The organism is Halalkalicoccus sp. CGA53 (genome assembly GCF_036429475.1).
Lineage (GTDB): Archaea > Halobacteriota > Halobacteria > Halobacteriales > Halalkalicoccaceae > Natronorarus > Natronorarus salvus.
In genome coordinates, this window is the sequence record NZ_CP144125.1 from 2,266,214 (window position 1) to 2,287,241 (window position 21,028).

Consider the following 21,028-nt stretch of genomic DNA (forward strand, 5'->3'; position numbering starts at 1 on the left):
CGTTCCCGTTCTGGCGCCCGTCCCGAGACGAGAGGAGACCCCGATGTCAGTTAGGAACCAGCGAACCGACCGACGCGAGGCGTCCGAGAGCGCCGACGACCGCACCGCAACCGAGACCGTCCTCGAAGTCGACGACGCCGCGAAGGCCTTCGGGGAGGAGTGCGCCGTCGACGGGCTCTCGCTGTCGGTCCGCGAGGGCGAACTGCTGACGCTGCTCGGTCCCTCGGGCTGTGGGAAGACGACGACGCTGCGGCTGATCGCCGGGCTCGAACGACCCGACGACGGTGTGATCCGCGTCGGCGGGGACCGGGTCGCCGCCGGGGACGAGCGTGCGTTCGTCCCCCCCGAGCGTCGCGACGTCGGCGTGGTCTTTCAGGACTTCGCGCTGTTTCCCCACATGACGGCGGCCGAGAATGTCGGCTTCGGACTCGACGGCTGGGAGCCCGACGCCCGCGAGGAGCGGGTGGCGGAGCTACTCGATCTGGTGGGTCTGGAGGCACACACCGACAGCACGCCCGACGAACTCTCGGGCGGTCAGAAACAGCGCGTCGCGCTCGCGCGCTCGCTCGCGCCCGAACCCGAGATCCTGCTGCTCGACGAACCCTTCTCCAACCTCGACGTCGACCTCAGAGTCGAGATGCGCGAGGAGGTACGGCGCATCCTGAAGGAGGCGGGCGTCACGGGGATCTCGGTCACCCACGACCAGGAGGAGGCGATGTCGATCTCGGACCGGGTGGCGGTGATGGCCGAGGGGAGGATAGAGCAGGTCGGCACCCCCGAAGACGTCTTCCAGCACCCCCGATCGCGGTTCGTCGCGGGCTTTCTCGGCCACGCGAGCTTCCTTCCAGGGTATATCTCCGGCGACCTCGTCGAGACGCCGCTCGGGCCGGTCGGCCGCGACCGGATCTACGGGCTGGCCGCCGAGTACGACTTCACCCGGATCGACGTGCTGGTCAGGCCGGACGACGTGCTCGCCCGACCCGCCAACGAGGAGACAGCAGACGGCCGCGTCACCTACCGGCGATATCTCGGGCCGTCGGTACTGTACAGGGTGGAACTCGACTCCGGCGAGACCGTCGAGGCGATGCACAACCACTCGGATCGGCTCTCGCTCGACACGCCGGTCACCGTCGAACTCGCCGCCGCCCACGAGCTCGCGTGGTTCCCCGCCGAGGAGTGACTGACCCTCACCGCGGTTCGCGGTCGGTGTGCTGGCCCCAGAACCCCGGATACTTCCGAACGGTCACGTCGCCCTCGACGCGCACCTGACAGGAGAGTCTGAGCCCCGATTCGGTGTCGTGCGGTGGGAACGAGAGCCGGCGCGCTTCCCCACCGGCTCGGTCGCTCACTGCCCCCTCCACCTCAACCGCACAGGTGCCACAGGTCGCCATCCCGTGGCAGTTCAGGTACCGTGTCCGACCGTTATGCGGCGAGGCCCCCGACCCGATCAGCACGTCCCGGAGGACCGCTCCCTCCGCACACTCGACCTCTCGCCCCTCGAACGTCACCGTCGGCATACTCGATACTGGTCCGCCCGACGGATAACTCGGTCGACGGGTGCTCGTCGCCCGGGCTACACGGCCTCGAGCAGTCGGCGGAGGAAGCCGTCTACGTGTGAGCGCTCGTCGTCGCTCTCGAGCCAGCGCGCCACGGCGACGAGCTCGTGCTCCGGGTCGATCCAGAGGACGTTCCGGCCGTAGCCGAGCGCGGCGTAGCTCGATTCGGGAACACTTTCCCATCTGTTCTGGGTGTTCAGCCAGACCAGTCCCCCGTATCCGGATTCGATCGGACACGGCTCGGTCATCCAGTCGATGTAGGAAGGAGAAAGCAGTCGGTTCCCGTCCCACTCGCCGCGGTCGAGGAGGAGCTGGCCTACCCGCGCGAGGTCTCGGGCGGCGATCCAGAGGCCGCCGCCCCAGTGACCGCCGCCGGAGACCGACCTCATCCGGGTGCCGTTCACCATGACGTGGGAGTTGTAGTAACCATGCCACTCCCACCGGGTCGCGCCGATCGGGTCCATGAGTTCGTGGGCGAGCACGCGCGGGAGCGGCTTCTCCCAGAGGCGAAGCAAGGAGAGCGCGAGGCGGTTGATCCGGACGTCGTTGTACTCCCAGTACGTACCCGGTTCCCGGAGCGAGCGCTCGCCGCGGTCGCCGAGCTCGTCGGCCTCGCGGCCGACCGGACGGTTCCGGTCGACCGAATCGGGCCGGTCGAAGAGCGTTCCCTCCCACTCGCTCGTCCCGTGGAGCAGGTGCTCCCAGGTGATCGTCCGGTTCTGCTCGGTGTCGAACCCGCCGTCGTCGACGTACTCGGACACCGGATCGGAGAGCTCCTCAATCAGGCCACGGTCCCACGCGAGTCCGGCGAGCAGCGAGAGGAAGGTCTTCGCGACGCTGAACGTGTGATCGACCCGTCGAGTGTCGCCCCACTCCACGACGGGCGTTCCCCGAAAGAGCACGACGCCGGCGGGCCCGCCGCGTCGGTCGGGCATCGCCCCGAGCGCCCCGCCGAGGGGGCCGTCGCCCTCCCAGGGGTGGGTGTTCGAGAAGTCGTAGGCGACCTGTTCGGGTGGCGTCTCGTGGGCTTTCGCGTAGGCCACCGCCTCCGCGAGCGCCTCGGGGTCGAGGCCGACCGACTCCGGGTCCGGTACCGTCCAGTCGGTGCCGCTCTCGTCGGATTCGAGCATAGGGGACGGGGGGAGGCGACGGTGATGAAAGCGCGGGTCCCGGAAAGCCCGGCGAGCGGTGGAAAACGTTAACGGGGGTCCGACACACCCATCGGGTATGGCCGCTCTCGGTCGGGTCGATCGGCGCCTCGGGTACGACGAACGAACAGAATTGCTTGTGATATGACTGGTCTCGACGACGTGCCGGACGACCTGCTCCGATCCGCGCTCTCTCGGACGAAGGAGGCGAAGGCGGCCAAGCGGCTGATGATCGCGCTCGCGGTCAAGGACGGCGAGTCGGTGTCGACGCTGAGCCGACGCTACGGCATCCCGCAGTCGACGATCTACTACTGGCTCTCGCGGTTCGAGGACCGGTCGTTCACGGAGGCGCTCGCGGACGAACCGCGGCCCGGCCGACCGAGAAAGCTCGAGGACGACGAGCGGGCACGGCTCGCGGCGGATCTAGAGTCGTCACCGACGGAGTTCGGATACGAGGCCGCGGAGTGGTCGCCGGCACTCGTCCGCGATCACGTCGAGGAAGGCTACGGCGTCGAGTACTCGCTGGGACACGTCAGGCGGATCCTGAGGGAGGGACTAGAATAACATAATTTATTCTATTCGTATATCAGCACGAAGCCTCCTCCGCGAGACGGACTCGGACAGCCGCCCGTCCGGGCCGGGTTTGACGTCACCGGATTCGAGAGAATATCGGAACAGCCGCCCCTAGTACGCGCATGCGTACTGGTAAAACATCGGCGCGAACGCGTCTACCGAGTCGTCGGCCGTCCCCGTCAGAGTGATCCGGTTCCGGGACGTACGGGATTCGATGGATACAGCGCGCGCCGAGTTCACGGTTCCGGGCATCGAATCGGACGAGGACGCCGAGCGCCTCCGCGAGGGCTTGCGGGAGGTCGAGGGGGTCTTGAGCGTCGAAATCGATCGAGAGAGCGGCGAGACGACCGTCGACTACGACGCGTGGCGGTGGCCACCGGCCGAGGGGCGGGACGCCGGTGCCGACCAGAGCTAGGGGCGCTCGGGTGACCGATCGTCCAGAGCAGCGCGTTCTCAGTCCGCCGGGAGTCGAGGCGGGTGACGGACGACCAGCGCATCCGATCCGACCACGCTCGAGAATGACGTCTCCGTCGGTCCCCTCGACCTCGTCGAACGGAGGTGTCCCGTCCGTTCGGCGGGACCGTTTCGACGTATGGTCCCGCCGGTTCACGGCGGCAGCTGTGTGACGATGTATGGGACGTGTTCATCGAAGTACCCGACGAGCGTCGTGATCCGCTCGGAGAACTCGAGAGTCCGACGTCCATGACTCGCCGAAGCGTTTCACTATGATCGAACGGAAGTTACAATCGTACTGGTGTAATCGGTGGTGTCGTTCCACTGGGTTATTTAGACCGACTTCAGGACACGTGCCGGGTGTTGACGTTCTGTACCCCAACGACCGGTGATGGACGGTTTACTTCAGGTCGCATTCCATTCGGTATCACTGAACGCAACTGTGGGGCTTCCTGCTGTCACCAGTCGTGATCCAATGTCAGCGGGCGGCGGGACCGTTACCCGTCCGTTCGGATAGTCGTCCGTTCGGATAGCGAGCGAAGTCGAGCCCGACAGTGGTTCTCGCGTTCGGTGTCGCGTCGCCCCCGATGATCGGGTGTGATCACTGCCGACGAGCACGTTTGCGAAGGGTCACCGCGACGTGCTGGCGTTCAGCTATTACGAACCCGTCCCTGACTCCCCGGTCGACCGAGCGCCGTACACGATCCGCGCTACCGAGCGGATCGGTAGATCTCGATCACGTCCTCGCGGTCGAGCGAGCGCGGGTTCCGATCGATGTTGTGGCGGGAGTACTCGAACGCGACGTCGGTGAACCGTTCGACGGTCTCTCGATCGATCTCGCCGAGGTGGCCGATCGACGTCGGGATTCCGACGTCCTCGGTCAGCGAGAAGACCGCGTCGACGCCCGCCTCGGCCCGCTCCCGGGTCGAACCGGTCGCCTCGGGTACGAGGAGGTCGCCGACCTCCGCGTAGCGCTCGGGTTCGGCGGGGACGTTGTACGCCATCACGTGGGGCAGCAACATCGCGTTCGCCTCGCCGTGGCCGACGCCGTACTCGATCCCGATCGGGTAGGTCAGCGCGTGGACCGCGCCGAGCCCGGAGTTGACGAATGCCTGGCCGGCGATCGTCGACGCGAGCAGCATCTCGTAGCGCGCCCGGTCGTTGTGTTCGCCCTGATGGACCGCCTCCCCGAGGTTCGCGCCGATGCGCTCGATCGCGTTCCGGGCCAGCACGTCGGTGTAGGGGGTCCGGAGGACGCTCGTGTAGCTCTCGATCGCGTGCGTGAGCGCGTCGAGCCCGGTCGCGGCCGCGACCCGTTTCGGGAGGCTCGCGGTGAGCGCCGGGTCGACGGCGACGACGTCCGCGAAGAGGTGGTCGTCGTAGACGACCCGCTTCATGCCGTCGTCGTCGGAGAAGACGCCGATGTGCGTCACCTCGCTTCCCGTCCCGGCGGTCGTGGGAACCAGCCCGAGTGGGAGTCCCGGCCCGGGCACGTTCCCCATGCCGAGGGTGTCGGCTGGCTCGACGTCGTGTTCGGCGACGATTGACGCGAGCTTCGCGGTGTCGAGCGCGCTCCCGCCGCCGACGCCGACGACGAACTCGTAGCTCCCCTCCCGGAGCCGCTCCACCCCGTCGGCGACCATCGACAGCTTCGGTTCCGGTTTCACGCCCTCGAACAGGTCGACGGAGACGCCGGCACCCTCGAGCGCGTCGACGACCGGGTCGATCACCCCCGCGGCGACGATGTCGGCGTCGGTGACGACCAGCGCGGACTTCAGCCCGTGCTCCTCGGCGTACGCCCCTATCTCCGACACCGTCCCGAACCCGTAGCTGACGCGGTTCGGGCTCCTGATCGAGTACGGCTCGGTGAGCGACGTGAGTCCGTCAGACATGACGGCGAGACGGAGACGGCACACAATACGCTTTCGGTGGGTCCGATCAGTCGTCGCCGACGGACTCCCACAGCCCCGTCATGTAGCCGACGGCGAACAGCCGTCCGAGCGTCTCGTAGCCGGGGTTCTCGTTCTCCTCGGTCGCCATCGTCGGCACGTGGTCCGGACGCATCGGCCCCTCGAATCCCACGTCGCGGTAGGCGCGCATCGCCTCGAGCATGTCGGTCGGGCCGTCGTCGTGCCAGGTCTCGACGAACCCCTCGGCCGTCCCCTCGACGTCCCTGAAGTGGACGAAGTTGATCGCGTCGCCGAAGTGGCGGATCGCCCCGGGGACGTCGACGCCCATCGCCGCGAAGTTCCCCTGACAGAACGTGATGCCGTTGTGCTCGCTCGGATAGAGCTCGAGGACGCGGTCGTACGCTTCGACGCTCCGGACGATCCGACCGACGCCGCGGACCTCGGGAAGCGGCGGGTCGTCCGGGTGGAGCCCCAGTTTCACGTCCGCTTCCTCGGCGACGGGGACGACCCGTTCGAGGAAGTACTCGAGGCTCTCCCAGAGCGTCTCCTCCGACACGGGGGCGATCGGGTCGGCCGGACCGGCCTGCATCTGTTCGTGGTCGTAGCCGGTCGTCAGCGAGTCGCCCCGGGAACGGATGTCGACGGAGGTCCGCGCCCAGCGGAGTCCGGCCATCCAGTCGTAACAGACGACCGGGACCCCGAGCGAGCCGACGTCCCGGAGGAACTGTTGAAACTCCTCGATCTCCTCGTCGCGTCCCTCCCGTCCGAGCCGTGTCGTGTCGGTGATCGGGACGCTCCCCTCGATCACCGCGATCTCGAGGCCGGCGTTCCGGAAGCTGTTTCGCATCCGCAACAGCGAGTCGTAGTCCCAGAACCGTCGGCCGTCGCCGATCTCGAGCGTGTGGACGACCGCGTCCGTGACGCCGATCTGCTTCGCGAGCGTCCACCGCTCGTCCGGCGATGCTGGGAGTATTAGTGCTGGCTTCATCGTGAGCGAGCGGGACGACGCGACACCCGGTGATAAAAGTTGACGACCGACTCGCGTGAGCCCTCTACCACCGGAGGGCGGGTCTCGGCCCACGAGCGGTTAAGTCACTGACTCGCGTGGGGACGAGTACGACCCGACCCATGCCACGGATCACCGACGTTCGAACGGGACTGTACCGGCTACCGAACGAGACGGCGCTCGAGGACGCGACCCAGTCGTTCGACGGGCTCGAGCTGATCACCGTGCGGCTGGAGGACGAGACCGGGGCACACGGAACCGGGTTCACCTACACGATCGGGAGCGGGGGAAGGACGATCCGGACGTTCCTCGGCGACGTCTGTACGCCGATCGTCCTCGAGGGATCCGCCGCTCCGCGGGCGTTGAGAGGGAGGCTCGCCGCGAACACGACGTTCGTCGGTCGGGAGGGGATCTCCGAGCTCGCACTCTCCGCGATCGACGTGGCGGCGTGGGACCTCCTCGGGAACCGGCTGGGGGCGCCGCTCTACGAGCTACTGGGCGGGGAGCGGCGAGAGGTGCCGGTCTACGAGACCGACGGCGGGTGGCTCCACTTCGACGTGGAGACCCTCGTTCGGAACGCCGAGGAGGCGGTCGAGGAGGGATTTTCCGGCTTCAAGATGAAGGTGGGGAGGGGCCACGGCGAAGACGAAGAACGCGTCCGCGCCGTGAACGAGGTCCTCCCCGACGGTGTCGACCTCCTGATCGACGCCAACTGTTCGTACCGCGTCGACGGCGCACGCAGGCTTGCCCGCCGCCTGGCGGACGTCGACCTCGGGTGGTTCGAGGAGCCGCTCGAGAAGGGCGACTACGCGGCGTACGCCGACCTCAGACGACACGTCGACGTCCCGATCGCAACCGGCGAGAACCTCTACAACGTGACCCAGTTCAAGGGGGTCGTCGAGCGCGGGGGGGCCGACGTGCTACAGCCCGACGTCGCCCGCGTCGGGGGGGTCACGCCGTGGCTGGCCGTCGCGGAGGTCGCCGAGGCGTGGGGGCTCTCGCTCTCGCCGCACTACGTCGAACCGGTCCACGTCCACCTCGCGGTCAGTTCCGGGAACGTCCCCTACGTCGAGCACCACTCGACGGTCCTCGACGAGGTCGTTCGGAACCCGTTGACCGTACGCGACGGCACGTTCGAACCACCGGCGGAGCCGGGTCACGGTATCGAGTTCGACGGCCTCGATGCGTACGCGATCCAGCGCTAGTCCGCGCGTCGAGAGGACCGCGGCCCGACGCCGGACGGGGACGACCGGACGTTCCGGTGACCGCGAAAAGTGACCGACAGCGGAGGGATCGGTACAGCTATAACACCTGATTCCATCCACGGACGTGCATGACAACTCCACACAGGCCTGATCGGCGGAGATTCCTCAGGGGTGCGTCGGTGGTCGGTATCGCCGGGCTCGTCGGCTGTATCGGCGACGACGATGAGGACGATCCCGCCGACGATACCGACGACGCCGAACCGGTCGACGACGCTGACGACCCGGACGACGACGCCGACGACACCGACGACGCTGCCGAGGACCTCGACGACGTGAGCATGGAGATCGGCAGCACGTTCGAGCCGGGACACATCACCGTCGAGTGCGCGGAGATGTTCGCCGAGCGGATGGACGAGGAGTCCGACGGTCGCTTCGACGTCACGGTCACACCCGGCGGCGCGTACGGGGCCGAGGACGAGATCGCGGAGCTGGTCGCCGGCGGGACCTTGGAAGGACTCACGGGCGGGATGCTCCCGTACATGATGTACGCGGAGGAGAACTACCCGCTCGTGTCCCCGTTCCTGGCCGAGGACTGGGACCATCACCAGCGTATCGTCGAGAGCGACATCATTCAGGAGGGTGCGATCCCACAACTGATCGAGGAGGGCAACCAGCGGGTACTCGGCCAGGAGGTCTACCGTGGCGTTCGTCACTTCACCTCCAACGAGCCAATCTACGAGCCCGCGGACGTCGCCGGCCTCGACCTTCGACTCCCGGAGATCGACGCGTGGGTCGAGGTCTGGACGGAGATCGGGGCCAGCCCGACACCGGTCGCGCTCGACGAGATGTACAGCGCCGTCCAGACGGGGGTCGTCGACTCGACCGAGGGCGACGTCGAACAGATCTCCGCGTTCAACCTCGACGAGGTTCAGGACTACCTCACCCTGACCGGCCACAGGGTCGAGACGGGGATCCTCAGCTTCAACGAGGACTTCTACCAGGGGCTCGACGAGACCTACCAGGAGATGATGGAGGAGGTCGCCTGGGAGGTCACCGAGGAGGCCGCACAGATCGCGGTCGACCGCGAGGACGACCTGGTCGACGAGCTCGGCGAGGAGATGGAGATCATCGACGAGCCCGACCTCGATCGCGACGCGTTCTTCGACGAGGCCGAGCCCGCCCTCGAACGGCTCTTCGAGGAACGCTTCGAGGCCGACCTCGAAGAGGTCCGCGCGCTGTAACTCTCGTACCCGTTCCACCATGGAGATCGACCAATCGTTGGACGTGAAGACCGACACCCGCTTCGACCGGGCGGTCCTGTACACGGCGATGTTCTTCTTCTCGATGACGATCGTGCTGGTGTCGGTCCAGGTCTCGCTCCGATACCTGCCGATCCAGATCGGGATCGGCCACTGGACGGAGCCGCTCTCGCGGTACATGCTCATCGTGGGGACGTTCTTCGGAGCGGCCGTCGCCGCGAGGAACCGCGAACACATCAGCATGTACTTCATGCTCGAGCGGGTCGAGGCCAGGGCACCACGGCTCCACGCCGTGCTCCAGCTCGTCGTGAGCGTCGTCGTCATCGGCTTCCTCGCGATCGCCGTCGCAGCCGGGATCACCACGGCGACGAGGAACTGGGGGAACTACTTCGGCGGGGTCTACATCGTGACGATGGGCCAGATGATGGCGCTCATCTCGACGGGTCTACTACTCTACCTGCTCTACTCGCTCGTCGAGTTCAGAGACCGCATCCGAACGGCGCACGAACGGCTGGTTCGCGGCGAATCGCCGCGGACCGTAGGGGAGGCGTCCTCGGAGGAGGGGTCGGGTCGGTAACCATGGTGAACGAGCTCTACGTCATCGGTATCCTCTTTCTGGGCGTGCTGTTGTTGCTGTACGCCATCGGCGTTCCGGTGGCGATCGCGATGGGAGCGACGTCGGTCGTCGTCATGCTATCGCCGTACGGTCCCGCCTTCAGCCTGGAGACGGTCGCCAACCCGTTGCTGTTCGGGCTGAACACGTTCTCGCTGCTCGCGATCCCGTTCTACCTGCTGCTCGGCCGACTGATGAACCGGATGGGGTTCACCGAGGAGCTGTTCGACTTCGCGAACGCGCTCGTCGGATGGCTCCGGGGCGGGATAGCGCAGGTGAACGTCGTCGCGAGTATGCTCTTCTCGGGGATGTCCGGGCTCGCGGTCGCGGACGCCTCGGGGCTCGGCCGTGTGGAGTTCACCGCGATGAAGAACTACGGCTACGACGACGACCTCTCGATCGGCGTCACCGGTAGCTCGTCGATCATCGGGCCGATCATTCCCCCGAGCGTTCCGGTGATCATCTACGGCGTGCTGGCCGAGGAGTCGATCGGCGCGCTCTTCCTCGCCGGTATCGTCCCGGGAGTCCTGCTCGGGATCGCGATCATGTGTCTCGTCTACGTCCTCGTCCGGATGCGGGGGATGGAGGCGACCGGCGGGCTCGACCTGGGCCGGATCGCCTCGACGTTCCTGAAGGCGCTTCCGGCGCTTCTCATCCCGATCATCATCATCGGTGGGATCCTCGGGGGCTTTTTCACCGCCACCGAGGCCGGCGCGGTCGCCGTGATCTACACGCTCGTCGTCGGCGGGATCTGGGGGGATATGACGCTCTACCAGTTCTACGAGGAGGTCCGTGACAGCACGATCGAGACGTTCGCACTCACGTTCATCATCGGTATCGCGGCGCTGTACGGACTGATCGCCCTCCGACTCCAGCTCCCACAGCTCCTGGTCGAGGCGATCACGGCGATCACGGAGGATACGACGATGATACTGCTGTTGATCGTCGTGTTGTTGCTGATCGTCGGGACGTTCATGGAGACGATCGCGGCGATCACGATCCTGGTTCCCGTGCTCATGCCGGTGATCAGTATCGCTGGTATCGACCCGATCCACTTCGGGATCGTCATGATCCTGACGCTGATGATCGGGCTGCTCACGCCCCCGTTCGGCATCATCCTGTTCGTCCTCGACAAGGTGACGCCAGTCGCGCTAGAGGACATCATGGTCTACGTTCTCCCGTTCTACATCCCTCTGATCGCGGTCCTCCTCCTGATCATCTTCTTCCCGGGTCTGGTGACGTACGTCCCCTACGAACTGATGAACTGACCGGGACCCACCCACAACGCCCTCGAATCGAGCGGTTTTCCGAGCCTCGTCCGGCCTGACCGGGTGCACCCTCGACGATCGTGGAAACGAGATCACCCCCTCGAAACGCAGGTCGACCGATCGGTGACGAATCAGTCGTTCGGGAACGGTGGGAGCCGGCCGTTCTCGAACGTCAGTTCCCGCGGTTCTCCGACGACGCGAAGGTCCTCTCGCTCCCTGGCGCGCTCGACGAGCGCCTCCGAGACGACGAGCCGTTTCAGGTTCATCGTGTCCCGGATCCGTGCGACGCGGACCGACTCCGGATCGACCACCCCGATCGTCGACAGCCCCGCGACGACGCCTGCCCGATCGGTCTCGACCACCGGCGGGGTTCGAACACCGCGGGGGGTGCTCGCGGTGAGGGCGTTGATCAGCGTCTTCGACGGGTCCATCGCCTCCAGGAGCTCCCCGTGGACGAAGTCGGCGAGCCCGAGCCCGACGGCGTTGCCGTGTGACGGATCGGTCAGCGACCGGGTGTAGATCCGTTTTATTTCCGGACGGTCGGGCGCGGGCTCGTTCAGGCCGTAGACCATCCGTCCGATGACGTTCGGGTCCATCCCGGGACCACTCACGTCCTTTCCCATCCGGTCGATCACGAGGAGGTCGAGCGTCTCGAACGGAATTCTCGGGAGGAGCTCGTAGGCGAGTTCGAGGAGTTCGGCCTCCCGGTCGAGGAACCCTTCGGGGGGGATCCCCTCGACGAGGGAGGGCTCGTCGTGCTGGTCCTCGACGACGGCGATCCCGCCCGCGATCGGGAGCCGCTCGAGCAGTAGCCCGGTGATCTCCGGGATCATGTTCCGAAAGCTCCAGTCGACCGCCCACGTGTGTGCCGTCTTCGCACCGGGCTGGTTCCCCATGCCGATGACGAGCATCTTCGAGAGCCCGCTCTCGACTGCCCCGCTGAAGTCGGTGTGGGGTTTGATTCGGTTGATCGGGACGATCGCGTCGGCGGCCACCGCGGCCGCGTCGGCGTAGACCGGGACGTCCCGTTCGGGGGTCCGTCCGATCTCCGTGACCTCCGTCGAGGACTCGATCCGACAGCCGATCGACCCCTCGGTCACCCCCAGCGCCGCCAGCTTCGCGCGCTGTCCGTCGGCGGTCGCACCCCCGTGGCTGCCCATCGCCGGGACGACGAAGGGGTCGTACCCACGGTCACGGAACGCGCGAACCGCCCCCTCGACGAGGGTCGGGAGCGCGTGTATCCCCCGGCTACCGACGCCGAGCGCGACGGTTCCGCCGTCCGGTATCGCATCGAGGGCCAGATCGGAGACCGCCAGATCGACGTGTCCTCCGATCTCGGGTCCGGGAATCGGGTTCGTCTCCCACAGCTGTTCGACGACCCCGAACCGGGGTATCGGGGTCTCTCCGCAGGCGTCGAGCACCGTCGACTCGGGAACGGTCAGTGGCGAGGACATCGGTATCACCTACCACGTATTCGAACTCGACGGTTAAGTGTATCGAGCGGGCGGGATCGATCGGTGGAGCGGCAACCGAGGGGATCGTCGTTCGTTCAGAGTTCGTTCACCGGGTTCCGCGGTTCCCCGCCTGTAAGCACCGCGAGGACGTCTTCGGTGACCGTCCGCCGGAGCGTCTCGATCGACTCCTCGGAGTACCACGCGACGTGTGGGGTGTAGACGATCCGCGGGTCGTCGAAGGGGGGCGTCGGCTCGGGCGGCTCCTCCGGCAACACGTCGAGGCCAGCGCCCGCGATCTCGCCCTCTTCGATCGCTCCGACGAGCGCGTCGACGTCGACGAGCCCGCCGCGGGCGGTGTTCACGAGGATCGCGTCCTCGCGCATCGCCTCGAACGCCCGTTCGTCGAACATCTCCCGGGTCTCGTCGGTGAGCGGCGCGTGGACCGAGACGTACTGCGAGCGCCCGAGCAGCCCCTCGAGGTCGACCTTCTCCGCGCCGATCGACTCAATCTCCTCGGCCTCGACGTACGGGTCGTAGACGAGGACGTCGAACTCGAAGCCTGCGACGAGCTCGAGCAGCCGTCGGGGGAGCTTCCCGAAGCCGACGAGGCCGAACGTCGCGCCCGTGATCCGGCCGATCGGCTCGCCGACGGTCCAGTCCCACTCGCCGCCTTTGACCGTCGCGTCGTACCGCGCGGTCTCGCGTACGCACGTCAGCAACAGCGCGAGGGCGTGGGTGGGGACCTCCTCGATACAGTAGTCGGGAACGTTCAGGACCTGCACGCCGTGGTCGGAGGCGGCCTCGAGGTCGACCGAGTCCACGCCGATCCCGTAGCGTCCGACCGCCTTCAGGTCCGAGAGCGCCTCGAAGACGCGCTCGTCGATCTCCGCGTACTGGACGAGCAGGCCGTCGGCCCCCTGGGCCACCCCGACGACCTCCTCTGGCGTGCGGGCCTGTTCGCCGACCAGTTCGACGTCCCCGCCCTCGAGGGCGTCGCGTTCGACCGAGAGATCCGGGAAGTCGTAGTCGGTGACGACGATTCGCTGGGTCATCGTCCCCGGATCGGCGAGCGACCCCCAAAAAGATTGGCGAGCGCTCCCGGTCGGAGAGCGGAGCCGGTCGGCGGATCCGGCGAGCCCGATCAGCCGAACCGGAAGATCGGCTTGCACGTCTCGCCGGCGAGGAACGCCTCGAACGCCGCGACGGGCTCCTCGACGCTGAACGAGTCGTCGGTGATCGTCTCCGCGTCGACGGCGCCACGCTCGATGAGGTCGATCGCGCGTTCGAAGTCGCGCCAGGTCGACCCGTAGGAGGTCGTCAGCTCGACCTCGCCGCGAACCAGCGGCGTGAAGAAGAACTCGCTGTCGGCGGCGGGCAGTCCGACCACGACGATCTGGCCGCCCCGACGGACGACCTCGACCGCGTTCTCGACGCCCGAGTGGTGGCCGGTCGTGTCGAAGATCACGTCGAAGCCGACGCCCCCGGTCTCCTCCTCGACGAGCGATTCGAGCGACGTCTCCTCGACGTCCACGGTACGGGGTCCCAGCTCCTCGACGAGCGGGAGGCGGAACGCAGCGTCCCGACCAAGCCCGGAGACGAGCACGTCCGCCCCGATCGAGTGGGCGATCACCGCGGTCAGCACGCCGATCGGCCCCGGTCCCTCGACGAGGACGGTGTCGCCGGGAGCGACGACCGACCGCTCCAGTACGGCTCGCGCCGCGATGGCGGTCGGTTCGGTGAGCGCGGCGTCGCGAAGCGGTATCTCCTCCGGTAGCTCGTGCAGGTGTCTCGCCTCGACGACGGTGTACTCGGCGAAGCCGCCGTCGTGGTGGAAGCCGGCGATCTCGAAGTTCTCACAGACGTTCTCCTGGCCGTTCTTGCACTGGAAACAGCCTCCTCCGCAGTCGTGGATCGGCTCCTCGATCACCTTCTGGCCGACGGCGAACTCCTCGACGTCCTCGCCGACCTCCGCGACCTCGCCCGAGTACTCGTGGCCCAGCACCCGGGGTGTGGGGACCCACCGGAACCCCTGGGCGGCCTTGTACGCGTGTGCGTCGCTCCCGCAGAGCCCGGCCGTGTGGACCTTCACGAGCACCTCCTCGGGCCCCGGCTCCGGTACGTCCCAGTCGCCGTCGTAAGCGACGGCACCCTCCTCGACCGCGGTGTGTACGATGGCTTTCATGCTCTCTCCGTTCGTCTCACACTCCCCGGCGACGACGCAAATACGTATCGGGACCCGGTGGATTCAGACCGCCACCACGACACCACCTCGAGGGATCGTCGTCGGGGGACTCCGGCTCCCGCCAGCAGCCGTCGGAACGGTTATTAGCCCGATCCGAGGCACTCCGGTATGTAACACGGTTCGATTCAGCGACCCCGCGGGCAGCATCAGGACCGGCGAACTCGGCGGGGGCACCGTCAGCTTCGGCGCCGAGACGTACGACCTCGAGGAGGTCGACCTCCTCGCACCGTGCGAGCCAACAAAGATCGTCTGTGTCGGGCTCAACTACGAGAACCACGCCGAGGAGGCGGGGATTGAGATCCCGGATCGACCACTCCTGTTCCTCAAGGGGCCGAATACGGTCGCCGGGCCGAACGACACGGTGACCCTCCCGGCGGGGAAAGAACGCGTCGACTGGGAGGCGGAGTTCGGGGTCGTGATCGGCGAGCAGTGCAAGGACGTCCCCGAGGAGGCGGCGATGGACGTCGTCACGGGCTACACTTGCGTGAACGACGTCTCGAACCGCGACGACCAGGAGGTCGAACAGAACTGGGTCCGCGGAAAGGCGTTCGACGGTGCCGCGCCGATCGGCCCGGCGATCGCGAGCCCCGACGAGGTCCCAGACGACGCGTCGATCGAGCTGCGCGTGAACGGCGAGACGAAACAGGACTCCTCGATCTCGGAGTTCATCTTCTCCGTGCCGGAGCTCGTCGAGGAGATCACGACGTACATGACGCTCGAACCCGGCGACGTCATCTCGACCGGCACGCCCGCGGGCGTCGGGGCGCTCTCGGACGGCGACCGGGTCGAAGTCGAGATCGAGGGCGTCGGCGTCCTCGAACACGGGGTCGTCCAGTAGCGCGGATCGACCGTCGTTCGGGTCGATCCCCGTGGCGGCTCGGCCGGGGTCAACACTACCGATCGACACGGTCCGTGACAGCGACCGACACGTATACCTCGATCGCCCCTCGACTCACACTTCATGCGATCGAGAACGCTCGTGATGGAGGAGCCCGGCAGCCTCGCGGTGAGAGAGATCGACGTCCCCGAGATCGGCCCCGGCGAACTGCTCGTCGAGGTCGAACTGTCGGGCGTCTGTGGGACGGACGTCCACGTGAACGGCGGCGGGATGGCGCTCGAGTTTCCGGTCGTCCCCGGACACGAGTTCTCGGGCACCGTCGTCGAGGCCGGCGAGGGTGTCGAGACGGACGCTGCCGGACACGAACTCGGCGAGGGCGACGCGGTGACGGTCGTGCCCGGACGGGCCTGCGGCGAGTGCTGGTACTGCACGAACGTTCCCGCCAGGCCGACCGCGTGTACCGAACGGGTCGTCTACGGCTTCCGGAGCGTCGAGGAGGGCTCTGGCCTCCACGGCGGGATGGGAGAGTACGTCGTCGTCGAAGCCGACGCGGACGTCTACCGGCTCCCCGATGGGATGAGTGTCGAGCTTGGCGCGCTGGTCGAGCCGCTCGCGGTTTCCTCCCACGCGCTCGAGCGTGGGTACCAGCCGGGTCTCCCGAGCGCGCGGGAGGGGTTCGGGCTGGGCCAGACCGTCGCCGTGCAGGGTGCCGGGCCGATCGGGCTGCTCACCGTCGCCGCCGCGACCGCCGCCGGCGCGGATAGAATACTCTCGATCGACATGATCGAGGAGCGACTCGACCTCGCCGAGGAGTTCGGGGCGACCGACGTGATCGACCTCCGCGAGCACGACGGCGACGACGAGCTGATACGGGCGGTGGCCGAGGCGACGCCGGGCGGCGTCGGCCCGGACGTCGTCGTCGAGGCCGTCGGCCAGCCAGCGGCGTTCGGACAGGGGCTGAAGATGCCCAGGAACGGGGGGACGCTCGTCGAGGTCGGCCACTTCGCGGACAACGGCGAGGTGTCGATCAACCCGACCGACATCGTCCAGAACGACGTGAGCGTCGCGAGCAGCTACGTCTACCCGCCGACGCAGTTCGGGACGGCGCTCTCGCTGCTCGATCGACACGGAGACCGGCTCCCGTTCGCCGACCTCTTCAACTACCGGACGGGCCTCGACGAGGCGGCCGACGCGTTCGAGAAGCAGGCCTCCGGCGAGGCGTACCGGGCGACGATCCACCCGTAGTCCGACGCTTCGGTCGCCGCGTCCCGGTCGACCGACCGCCGCCGTCCGATCGCTCTCCCGCGACCGCTTCGGCGCTCGCTCACTCGATCCCGTACTCGTCGACGACTTCCTCGGTGAGCTCGACGCCCAGCCCGGGCGTCGTGGGCAGCGAGACCCGTCCCTCGCCGATCTCGAGCGGCTCCGCGTAGAACGCCTCGAGCAACGGGAACTCGGTGACGTCGAACTCGAACCACTCGCAGTTCGGTGTGCTCGCGAGGAGGTGTAACGTCGCCAGCAGCCCGACGCCAGTCGTGTAGCTGTGGGGCGTGCAGGTGACGTTGAACGACGCCGCGGTCGCACAGATCTTCTTCGTCTCCGTGATCCCGCCACAGCGCATAGCGTCGGGCATCGCGTAGTCGACCGCCTCCGCCTCGAACAGTTCCCTGAACCCCCACTTCGTGAACTCGTTCTCGCCGGTCGCGATCGGCGTGTCGAGCTTCCGCCGGAGGTGTGCGTGGCCCTCGACGTCGTACGGCGAGAGGGGTTCCTCGTACCAGTAGACGCCGTGTCGATCGAGCATCCGCCCAACGCGGAGCGCGTCGGCCCGATCGTAGCCGCAGTTCATGTCGACCATCAGGTGCGCGTCGCCGATCGCCCCCGTCATCGCCTCGACGCGCCGTTCGTCGGCCTCGAGCCCACGCCCGAGGTGGGCCTTGACGGCCGAGTAGCCCCGATCGACGTACCCGGCGGCGCGCTCGGCCATGACCTCCGGGTCGTCCCAGAACAGGTCAGAGGCGTAGGCCTTCACGCTCCCCTCGCCGCCGACGTCCCCGCCGAGGAGCCGGTACAGCGGCTCGTCGTACAGTTTCCCCGCGAGATCCCACAGCGCGATATCGACGCCGCTCGCGGCGGCGACGCCCTGTCCCTTCCGATCCCAGTACGTGTCGAGGATCAGCATGTCGTCCCAGAGCCGCTCGCGATCGCGCGGGTCCTCGCCGAGCAGTCGCGGTCGGTACTTCTCCTCGACGACCGTCTCGACGATATGCGGGTTCGGACCGTAGCCCTCGCCGATCCCGGTCACGCCCTCGTCCGTCTCGACGACGGTGATCGCAGCGGGTCTGACGTCGAACTCGCGACCCGCGGAGGTCCGTTTCGGCTCGTCGAGCTCGACCGAGAACTTCTCGACGCGCACGTCGGTGATCTCCATCTCGACCGCGAGGTGGCGCCCACGCGGTAAGAAGCTAGGGGACCCCCCGGTCGAACCCGGTCCCCGGAGTCGATTCCGACCGAGAGCGGCGGCACGAACCGATCGAGGACGGTCGGCCCGGAGAGGAGGCGACGACGGACGATCACGAGGGGTCGACCGTAACACCCCTAACCGTTCGACCCGTAGGGCGGCCTGCATGAGCGAGTTCCGTCAGAACTACGTCGACGGCGAGTGGAGCGACTCCGAAGGCGGAGACACTTTCGAGAGTACGAACCCGGCCGACACGGGCGACGTGATCGGCGAGTACCAGCGATCGACCGCGACGGACGCCGAACGGGCGGTCGAGGCGGCCGACGCCGCGAGCGAGGAGTGGGCGACCACGCCGGGGCCGGAGCGGGGAGGGTACCTCCGGCGGGTCGCGGCCGAACTCGACTCGCGGCGCGACGAGCTGACCGAGACGCTCGTCCGCGAGGAGGGGAAGGCGCGGCCCGAGGCCGCCGGCGAGGTCGGCCGCGCGGTCGACATCTTCTACTACTACGCCGAGAAGGCCCGTGACCGCGGCGGCGAGGTGCGCCAGCCGAGCGGTCGGAACAAGCGCCTGTACACGAGAGAGGAGCCGATCGGGGTCGCCTCCGTCATCACGCCGTGGAACTACCCGATCGCGATCCCCGCCTGGAAGATCGCACCGGCGCTGGCCGCCGGCAACGCCGTCGTCTGGAAGCCCGCGACGCTCACTCCCGAGATCGCGACGAAGCTGACCGAGTGTGTCGACGCCGCGGACCTGCCCGACGGTGTCCTGAACCTCCTCACCGGCTCCGGGAGCGATCTCGGCGAGCCGCTGACCACCCACGACGCGGTCGACGCCGTCTCGTTCACCGGCAGCACCGACGTCGGAAAGCGGGTCTACGGGGACGCGACCGACGAGGAAAAGCGCGTCCAGACGGAGATGGGCGGGAAGAATCCAGCAGTGGTCTGTGCGTCGGCCGATCCATCCGATGCCGCCGAGATAGTCGCGGCCGGCGGCTTCGGCGTCACCGGCCAGGCGTGTACCGCGACCTCGCGTGCGATCGTCCACGAGTCCGTCCACGACGAGTTCGTCTCGGCGCTGGTCGAGGAGGCCGAATCGATCGAGATCGGTCCCGGCCTCGACGGCTACGGGATGGGCCCGCAGGTCGACGAGAGCGAACTCGAGTCGACGCTCGAGTACGTCGAGATCGGCGAGGAGGAGGGCGGCACGATCGAGACCGGCGGCGGCACGCCCGACGGCGACCGGTACGAGGACGGCTTCTTCGTCGAGCCGACGGTCGTCACCGACGTCGATCCCGATAGCACGCTCGGTCAGGAGGAGGTGTTCGGGCCGGTCGTCGCGGTGATGGCCGTCTCCGACTTCGACGAGGCGATGGCTGTCGCCAACGGCGTCGATTACGGCCTCTCGGCGAGCGTGATCAGCGACAGCAACGAGGAGATCGGCCGGTTCGTCGACGAGATCGAGGCGGGGGTCGTGAAGGTGAACGAGAAGTCGACCGGCCTCGACCTCCACGTACCCTTCGGCGGGTTCAAGGACTCGTCTTCGGAGACCTACCGCGAACAGGGCGACGCGGGCTACGACTTCTTCTCGATCACGAAGACGGTCTATCATAACTACTGAACCGAGACAGTCCTCGACCGACCGTCGTGTCGGGAGGGAGTCCGTTCCCCGAACCGTTATACCCGCCCCTTCCGAGGCGTCGTCATGACGGACTCGAAGTACCGAAGGTTAGTCGCGGAGATGAAAGGTGGCATCGGGTGGCGCGACCTCCGGTTAGAGGGTGAACGCCGGGATCCCGACCGCGACGTCTCGATCACCGGGATCGACTGCGTCGTCGTGGAGGGGAACTTCCCGTGGAACCTGCTCGTCGTCCACACTGACGCCGGCGTCTACGGCCTCGGCGAGGCCTTTACCGGACCGGCAGTCGAGTTCGTCGAGTTCCTCGAACCGGGGCTGATCGGCCAGAACCCGTTCGACGTCGACCGGCTCGTCGAGCACATGACCCAGCTCGTCTCGGGGCTCGGCGGCACCGGCGGGTACGCGCAGGCTGCCGTCAGTGGGATCGGGATCGCGCTGTGGGACGCCGTGGGGAAGCTCACCGACCTCCCGGTCTACCAGCTGCTCGGCGGCAAGTACCGCGACGAGGTGACCATCTACGCCGACTGCCACGCCGGGGAGGCGCTCGCGGGCGCGACGACGCTCGATCCGAGGGAGATCTACTCGCCGGAGGCGTACGCGGCGGCGGCACGCGAGGTCGTCGACGAGGGGTACTCGGCGCTGAAGTTCGACCTCGACGTGAAGGTCGCTCCCGCCGACACCGCGACCAGGCGGCTCTCGAACGCCGCGATCGACCACAAGGTCGCGATCGTCGAGGCCGTCCGGGAGGAGATCGGCTACGAGTCGGTCCTGGGCTTCGACCTCCACTGGAACTTCTCGGTCGAGACCGCGAAGAAGATCGCACGGCGGCTCGAACCGTACGAGCTCGACTGGCTCGAGGACCCGGTGCCGCCCGAGAGCCCCGAAACCCATCGGGAGGTCCGGGAGTTCACGTCGACGCCGATCCTCGCGGGGGAGAACCTCGTCCGGGTGGAGGGGTTCGTCCCGTTCCTGACGGCGGGCGCGCTCGACGTCATCGCCCCGGACATCCAGAAGTGCGGCGGGCTGCTCGAGTTCAGGAAGATCGCCTCGCTCGCCGACGCCTACGGCGTCCCCGTCGCCCCGCACAACATCTCGACGCCGATCGGGACGATGGGCAGCGTCCACGTCGCGGCGACGGTGCCGAACGCGTTCGCCCTCGAGTACCACGCCCGCGAGGTGCCGTGGTGGGACGACCTCCACACGAACGACGAACCGCTCATAACCGATGGCACGATCGACGTCCCCGAAGCGCCCGGGCTGGGCGTCGACTTGAACCTCGACCGGGTGAACGAAGAGCTGGCTCCTGGACAGGACCGGCTCGAACTGCCGTGAGACTGGAACCGGAACATACTACGGGAGTACGCTCGCCAGGGGGCTGGGCCTGCTACGAGCCGTCGAGAACGCAG

The 21,028-nt window shown here is 67.6% G+C and carries 19 protein-coding genes; 11 read left to right on the forward strand and 8 right to left on the reverse strand.

What is annotated here, in order from left to right:
• Positions 1-43: 43 nt before the first annotated feature.
• On the forward strand, positions 44-1,180 hold the full coding sequence (locus V2L32_RS13445; protein WP_331232950.1) for an ABC transporter ATP-binding protein: 1,137 nt from the start codon (positions 44-46) through the stop codon (positions 1,178-1,180).
• A gap of 7 nt (positions 1,181-1,187) precedes the next feature.
• On the opposite strand, the gene V2L32_RS13450 is transcribed toward V2L32_RS13445, so the two are convergent.
• Entirely contained in the window at positions 1,188-1,517 is a 330-nt protein-coding gene (locus V2L32_RS13450) for a 2Fe-2S iron-sulfur cluster binding domain-containing protein (protein WP_331232952.1), read from the reverse strand.
• A gap of 56 nt (positions 1,518-1,573) precedes the next feature.
• Positions 1,574-2,686 (reverse strand): serine hydrolase domain-containing protein, encoded by a 1,113-nt coding sequence (locus V2L32_RS13455; protein ID WP_331232954.1) that lies wholly within the window; start codon positions 2,684-2,686, stop codon positions 1,574-1,576.
• A 162-nt stretch (positions 2,687-2,848) separates the two neighbouring features.
• Here V2L32_RS13455 and V2L32_RS13460 point away from each other — a divergent pair, with 162 nt between their 5' ends.
• Positions 2,849-3,268: a helix-turn-helix domain-containing protein gene (locus tag V2L32_RS13460; RefSeq protein ID WP_331232955.1), complete on the forward strand. Its 420-nt coding sequence runs from the start codon at positions 2,849-2,851 to the stop codon at positions 3,266-3,268.
• Positions 3,269-3,491: 223 nt separating this feature from the next.
• Positions 3,492-3,692, forward strand: coding sequence for a heavy-metal-associated domain-containing protein (locus V2L32_RS13465; protein WP_331232956.1), 201 nt, complete (start codon positions 3,492-3,494; stop codon positions 3,690-3,692).
• A gap of 748 nt (positions 3,693-4,440) precedes the next feature.
• On the opposite strand, the gene V2L32_RS13470 is transcribed toward V2L32_RS13465, so the two are convergent.
• Both V2L32_RS13470 and V2L32_RS13475 read right to left on the reverse strand, forming a co-directional pair.
• A complete protein-coding gene (locus V2L32_RS13470) occupies positions 4,441-5,622 on the reverse strand; it encodes an iron-containing alcohol dehydrogenase family protein (RefSeq protein ID WP_331232958.1) in 1,182 nt (393 codons plus the stop codon).
• A 46-nt stretch (positions 5,623-5,668) separates the two neighbouring features.
• On the reverse strand, positions 5,669-6,628 hold the full coding sequence (locus V2L32_RS13475; protein WP_331232959.1) for a mannonate dehydratase: 960 nt from the start codon (positions 6,626-6,628) through the stop codon (positions 5,669-5,671).
• Between the two features lie 140 nt (positions 6,629-6,768).
• Here V2L32_RS13475 and V2L32_RS13480 point away from each other — a divergent pair, with 140 nt between their 5' ends.
• From V2L32_RS13480 to V2L32_RS13495, 4 genes are all read left to right on the forward strand, one after another.
• The gene (locus V2L32_RS13480; RefSeq protein ID WP_331232960.1) at positions 6,769-7,851 is read left to right on the forward strand and encodes a mandelate racemase/muconate lactonizing enzyme family protein; all 1,083 of its coding nucleotides are present in this window, start codon (positions 6,769-6,771) and stop codon (positions 7,849-7,851) included.
• 128 nt (positions 7,852-7,979) lie between these two features.
• Positions 7,980-9,092, forward strand: a complete 1,113-nt coding sequence (locus V2L32_RS13485; RefSeq protein ID WP_331232961.1) for a TRAP transporter substrate-binding protein — start codon at positions 7,980-7,982, stop codon at positions 9,090-9,092.
• Between the two features lie 19 nt (positions 9,093-9,111).
• Positions 9,112-9,687 carry a TRAP transporter small permease gene (locus V2L32_RS13490; protein ID WP_331232962.1) on the forward strand — a complete coding sequence of 192 codons (576 nt, stop codon included), beginning with the start codon at positions 9,112-9,114 and terminating at the stop codon, positions 9,685-9,687.
• 5 nt (positions 9,688-9,692) lie between these two features.
• The gene (locus V2L32_RS13495; RefSeq protein ID WP_409348444.1) at positions 9,693-10,991 is read left to right on the forward strand and encodes a TRAP transporter large permease; all 1,299 of its coding nucleotides are present in this window, start codon (positions 9,693-9,695) and stop codon (positions 10,989-10,991) included.
• A gap of 131 nt (positions 10,992-11,122) precedes the next feature.
• Here the strand turns inward: V2L32_RS13495 and V2L32_RS13500 are convergent, their stop codons facing one another.
• The 3 genes from V2L32_RS13500 to V2L32_RS13510 form a co-directional block, all read right to left on the reverse strand.
• Positions 11,123-12,445, reverse strand: a complete 1,323-nt coding sequence (locus V2L32_RS13500; RefSeq protein WP_331232964.1) for a nickel pincer cofactor-dependent isomerase, group 22 — start codon at positions 12,443-12,445, stop codon at positions 11,123-11,125.
• Positions 12,446-12,540: 95 nt separating this feature from the next.
• Positions 12,541-13,497: a C-terminal binding protein gene (locus tag V2L32_RS13505; protein ID WP_331232965.1), complete on the reverse strand. Its 957-nt coding sequence runs from the start codon at positions 13,495-13,497 to the stop codon at positions 12,541-12,543.
• 89 nt (positions 13,498-13,586) lie between these two features.
• Entirely contained in the window at positions 13,587-14,627 is a 1,041-nt protein-coding gene (locus tag V2L32_RS13510; protein ID WP_331232966.1) for a zinc-dependent alcohol dehydrogenase, read from the reverse strand.
• Here V2L32_RS13510 and V2L32_RS13515 point away from each other — a divergent pair.
• Complete coding sequence (locus tag V2L32_RS13515) at positions 14,626-15,525, forward strand: fumarylacetoacetate hydrolase family protein (RefSeq protein ID WP_331232967.1); 900 nt, start codon at positions 14,626-14,628, stop codon at positions 15,523-15,525. The genes V2L32_RS13510 and V2L32_RS13515 overlap by 2 nt on opposite strands.
• Positions 15,526-15,648: 123 nt before the next feature.
• Positions 15,649-16,770, forward strand: coding sequence for a zinc-dependent alcohol dehydrogenase (locus V2L32_RS13520; protein WP_331232968.1), 1,122 nt, complete (start codon positions 15,649-15,651; stop codon positions 16,768-16,770).
• Between the two features lie 79 nt (positions 16,771-16,849).
• Here the strand turns inward: V2L32_RS13520 and V2L32_RS13525 are convergent, their stop codons facing one another.
• Positions 16,850-17,956, reverse strand: a complete 1,107-nt coding sequence (locus V2L32_RS13525) for a mandelate racemase/muconate lactonizing enzyme family protein (RefSeq protein ID WP_331232969.1) — start codon at positions 17,954-17,956, stop codon at positions 16,850-16,852.
• 196 nt (positions 17,957-18,152) lie between these two features.
• Between V2L32_RS13525 and xacF the strand changes: the two genes are divergently transcribed.
• Positions 18,153-19,604, forward strand: a complete 1,452-nt coding sequence (gene xacF, locus V2L32_RS13530) for a 2,5-dioxovalerate dehydrogenase (RefSeq protein ID WP_331232970.1) — start codon at positions 18,153-18,155, stop codon at positions 19,602-19,604.
• Between the two features lie 84 nt (positions 19,605-19,688).
• The gene (locus V2L32_RS13535; protein WP_331232971.1) at positions 19,689-20,954 is read left to right on the forward strand and encodes a mandelate racemase/muconate lactonizing enzyme family protein; all 1,266 of its coding nucleotides are present in this window, start codon (positions 19,689-19,691) and stop codon (positions 20,952-20,954) included.
• Positions 20,955-21,028: the final 74 nt, after the last annotated feature.

Coding starts and splice junctions, on each gene's coding strand:
- V2L32_RS13470 (WP_331232958.1), bottom strand. CDS start 5,622: ATGTCTGACGGACTCACGTCGCTCACCGAGCCGTACTCGATCAGGAGC.
- V2L32_RS13475 (WP_331232959.1), bottom strand. CDS start 6,628: ATGAAGCCAGCACTAATACTCCCAGCATCGCCGGACGAGCGGTGGACG.
- V2L32_RS13515 (WP_331232967.1), top strand. CDS start 14,626: ATGCTCTCTCCGTTCGTCTCACACTCCCCGGCGACGACGCAAATACGT.
- V2L32_RS13450 (WP_331232952.1), bottom strand. CDS start 1,517: ATGCCGACGGTGACGTTCGAGGGGCGAGAGGTCGAGTGTGCGGAGGGA.
- V2L32_RS13460 (WP_331232955.1), top strand. CDS start 2,849: ATGACTGGTCTCGACGACGTGCCGGACGACCTGCTCCGATCCGCGCTC.
- V2L32_RS13520 (WP_331232968.1), top strand. CDS start 15,649: ATGCGATCGAGAACGCTCGTGATGGAGGAGCCCGGCAGCCTCGCGGTG.
- V2L32_RS13505 (WP_331232965.1), bottom strand. CDS start 13,497: ATGACCCAGCGAATCGTCGTCACCGACTACGACTTCCCGGATCTCTCG.
- V2L32_RS13510 (WP_331232966.1), bottom strand. CDS start 14,627: ATGAAAGCCATCGTACACACCGCGGTCGAGGAGGGTGCCGTCGCTTAC.
- V2L32_RS13485 (WP_331232961.1), top strand. CDS start 7,980: ATGACAACTCCACACAGGCCTGATCGGCGGAGATTCCTCAGGGGTGCG.
- V2L32_RS13500 (WP_331232964.1), bottom strand. CDS start 12,445: ATGTCCTCGCCACTGACCGTTCCCGAGTCGACGGTGCTCGACGCCTGC.
- V2L32_RS13490 (WP_331232962.1), top strand. CDS start 9,112: ATGGAGATCGACCAATCGTTGGACGTGAAGACCGACACCCGCTTCGAC.
- V2L32_RS13535 (WP_331232971.1), top strand. CDS start 19,689: ATGACGGACTCGAAGTACCGAAGGTTAGTCGCGGAGATGAAAGGTGGC.
- V2L32_RS13445 (WP_331232950.1), top strand. CDS start 44: ATGTCAGTTAGGAACCAGCGAACCGACCGACGCGAGGCGTCCGAGAGC.
- V2L32_RS13525 (WP_331232969.1), bottom strand. CDS start 17,956: ATGGAGATCACCGACGTGCGCGTCGAGAAGTTCTCGGTCGAGCTCGAC.
- xacF (WP_331232970.1), top strand. CDS start 18,153: ATGAGCGAGTTCCGTCAGAACTACGTCGACGGCGAGTGGAGCGACTCC.
- V2L32_RS13455 (WP_331232954.1), bottom strand. CDS start 2,686: ATGCTCGAATCCGACGAGAGCGGCACCGACTGGACGGTACCGGACCCG.
- V2L32_RS13480 (WP_331232960.1), top strand. CDS start 6,769: ATGCCACGGATCACCGACGTTCGAACGGGACTGTACCGGCTACCGAAC.
- V2L32_RS13465 (WP_331232956.1), top strand. CDS start 3,492: ATGGATACAGCGCGCGCCGAGTTCACGGTTCCGGGCATCGAATCGGAC.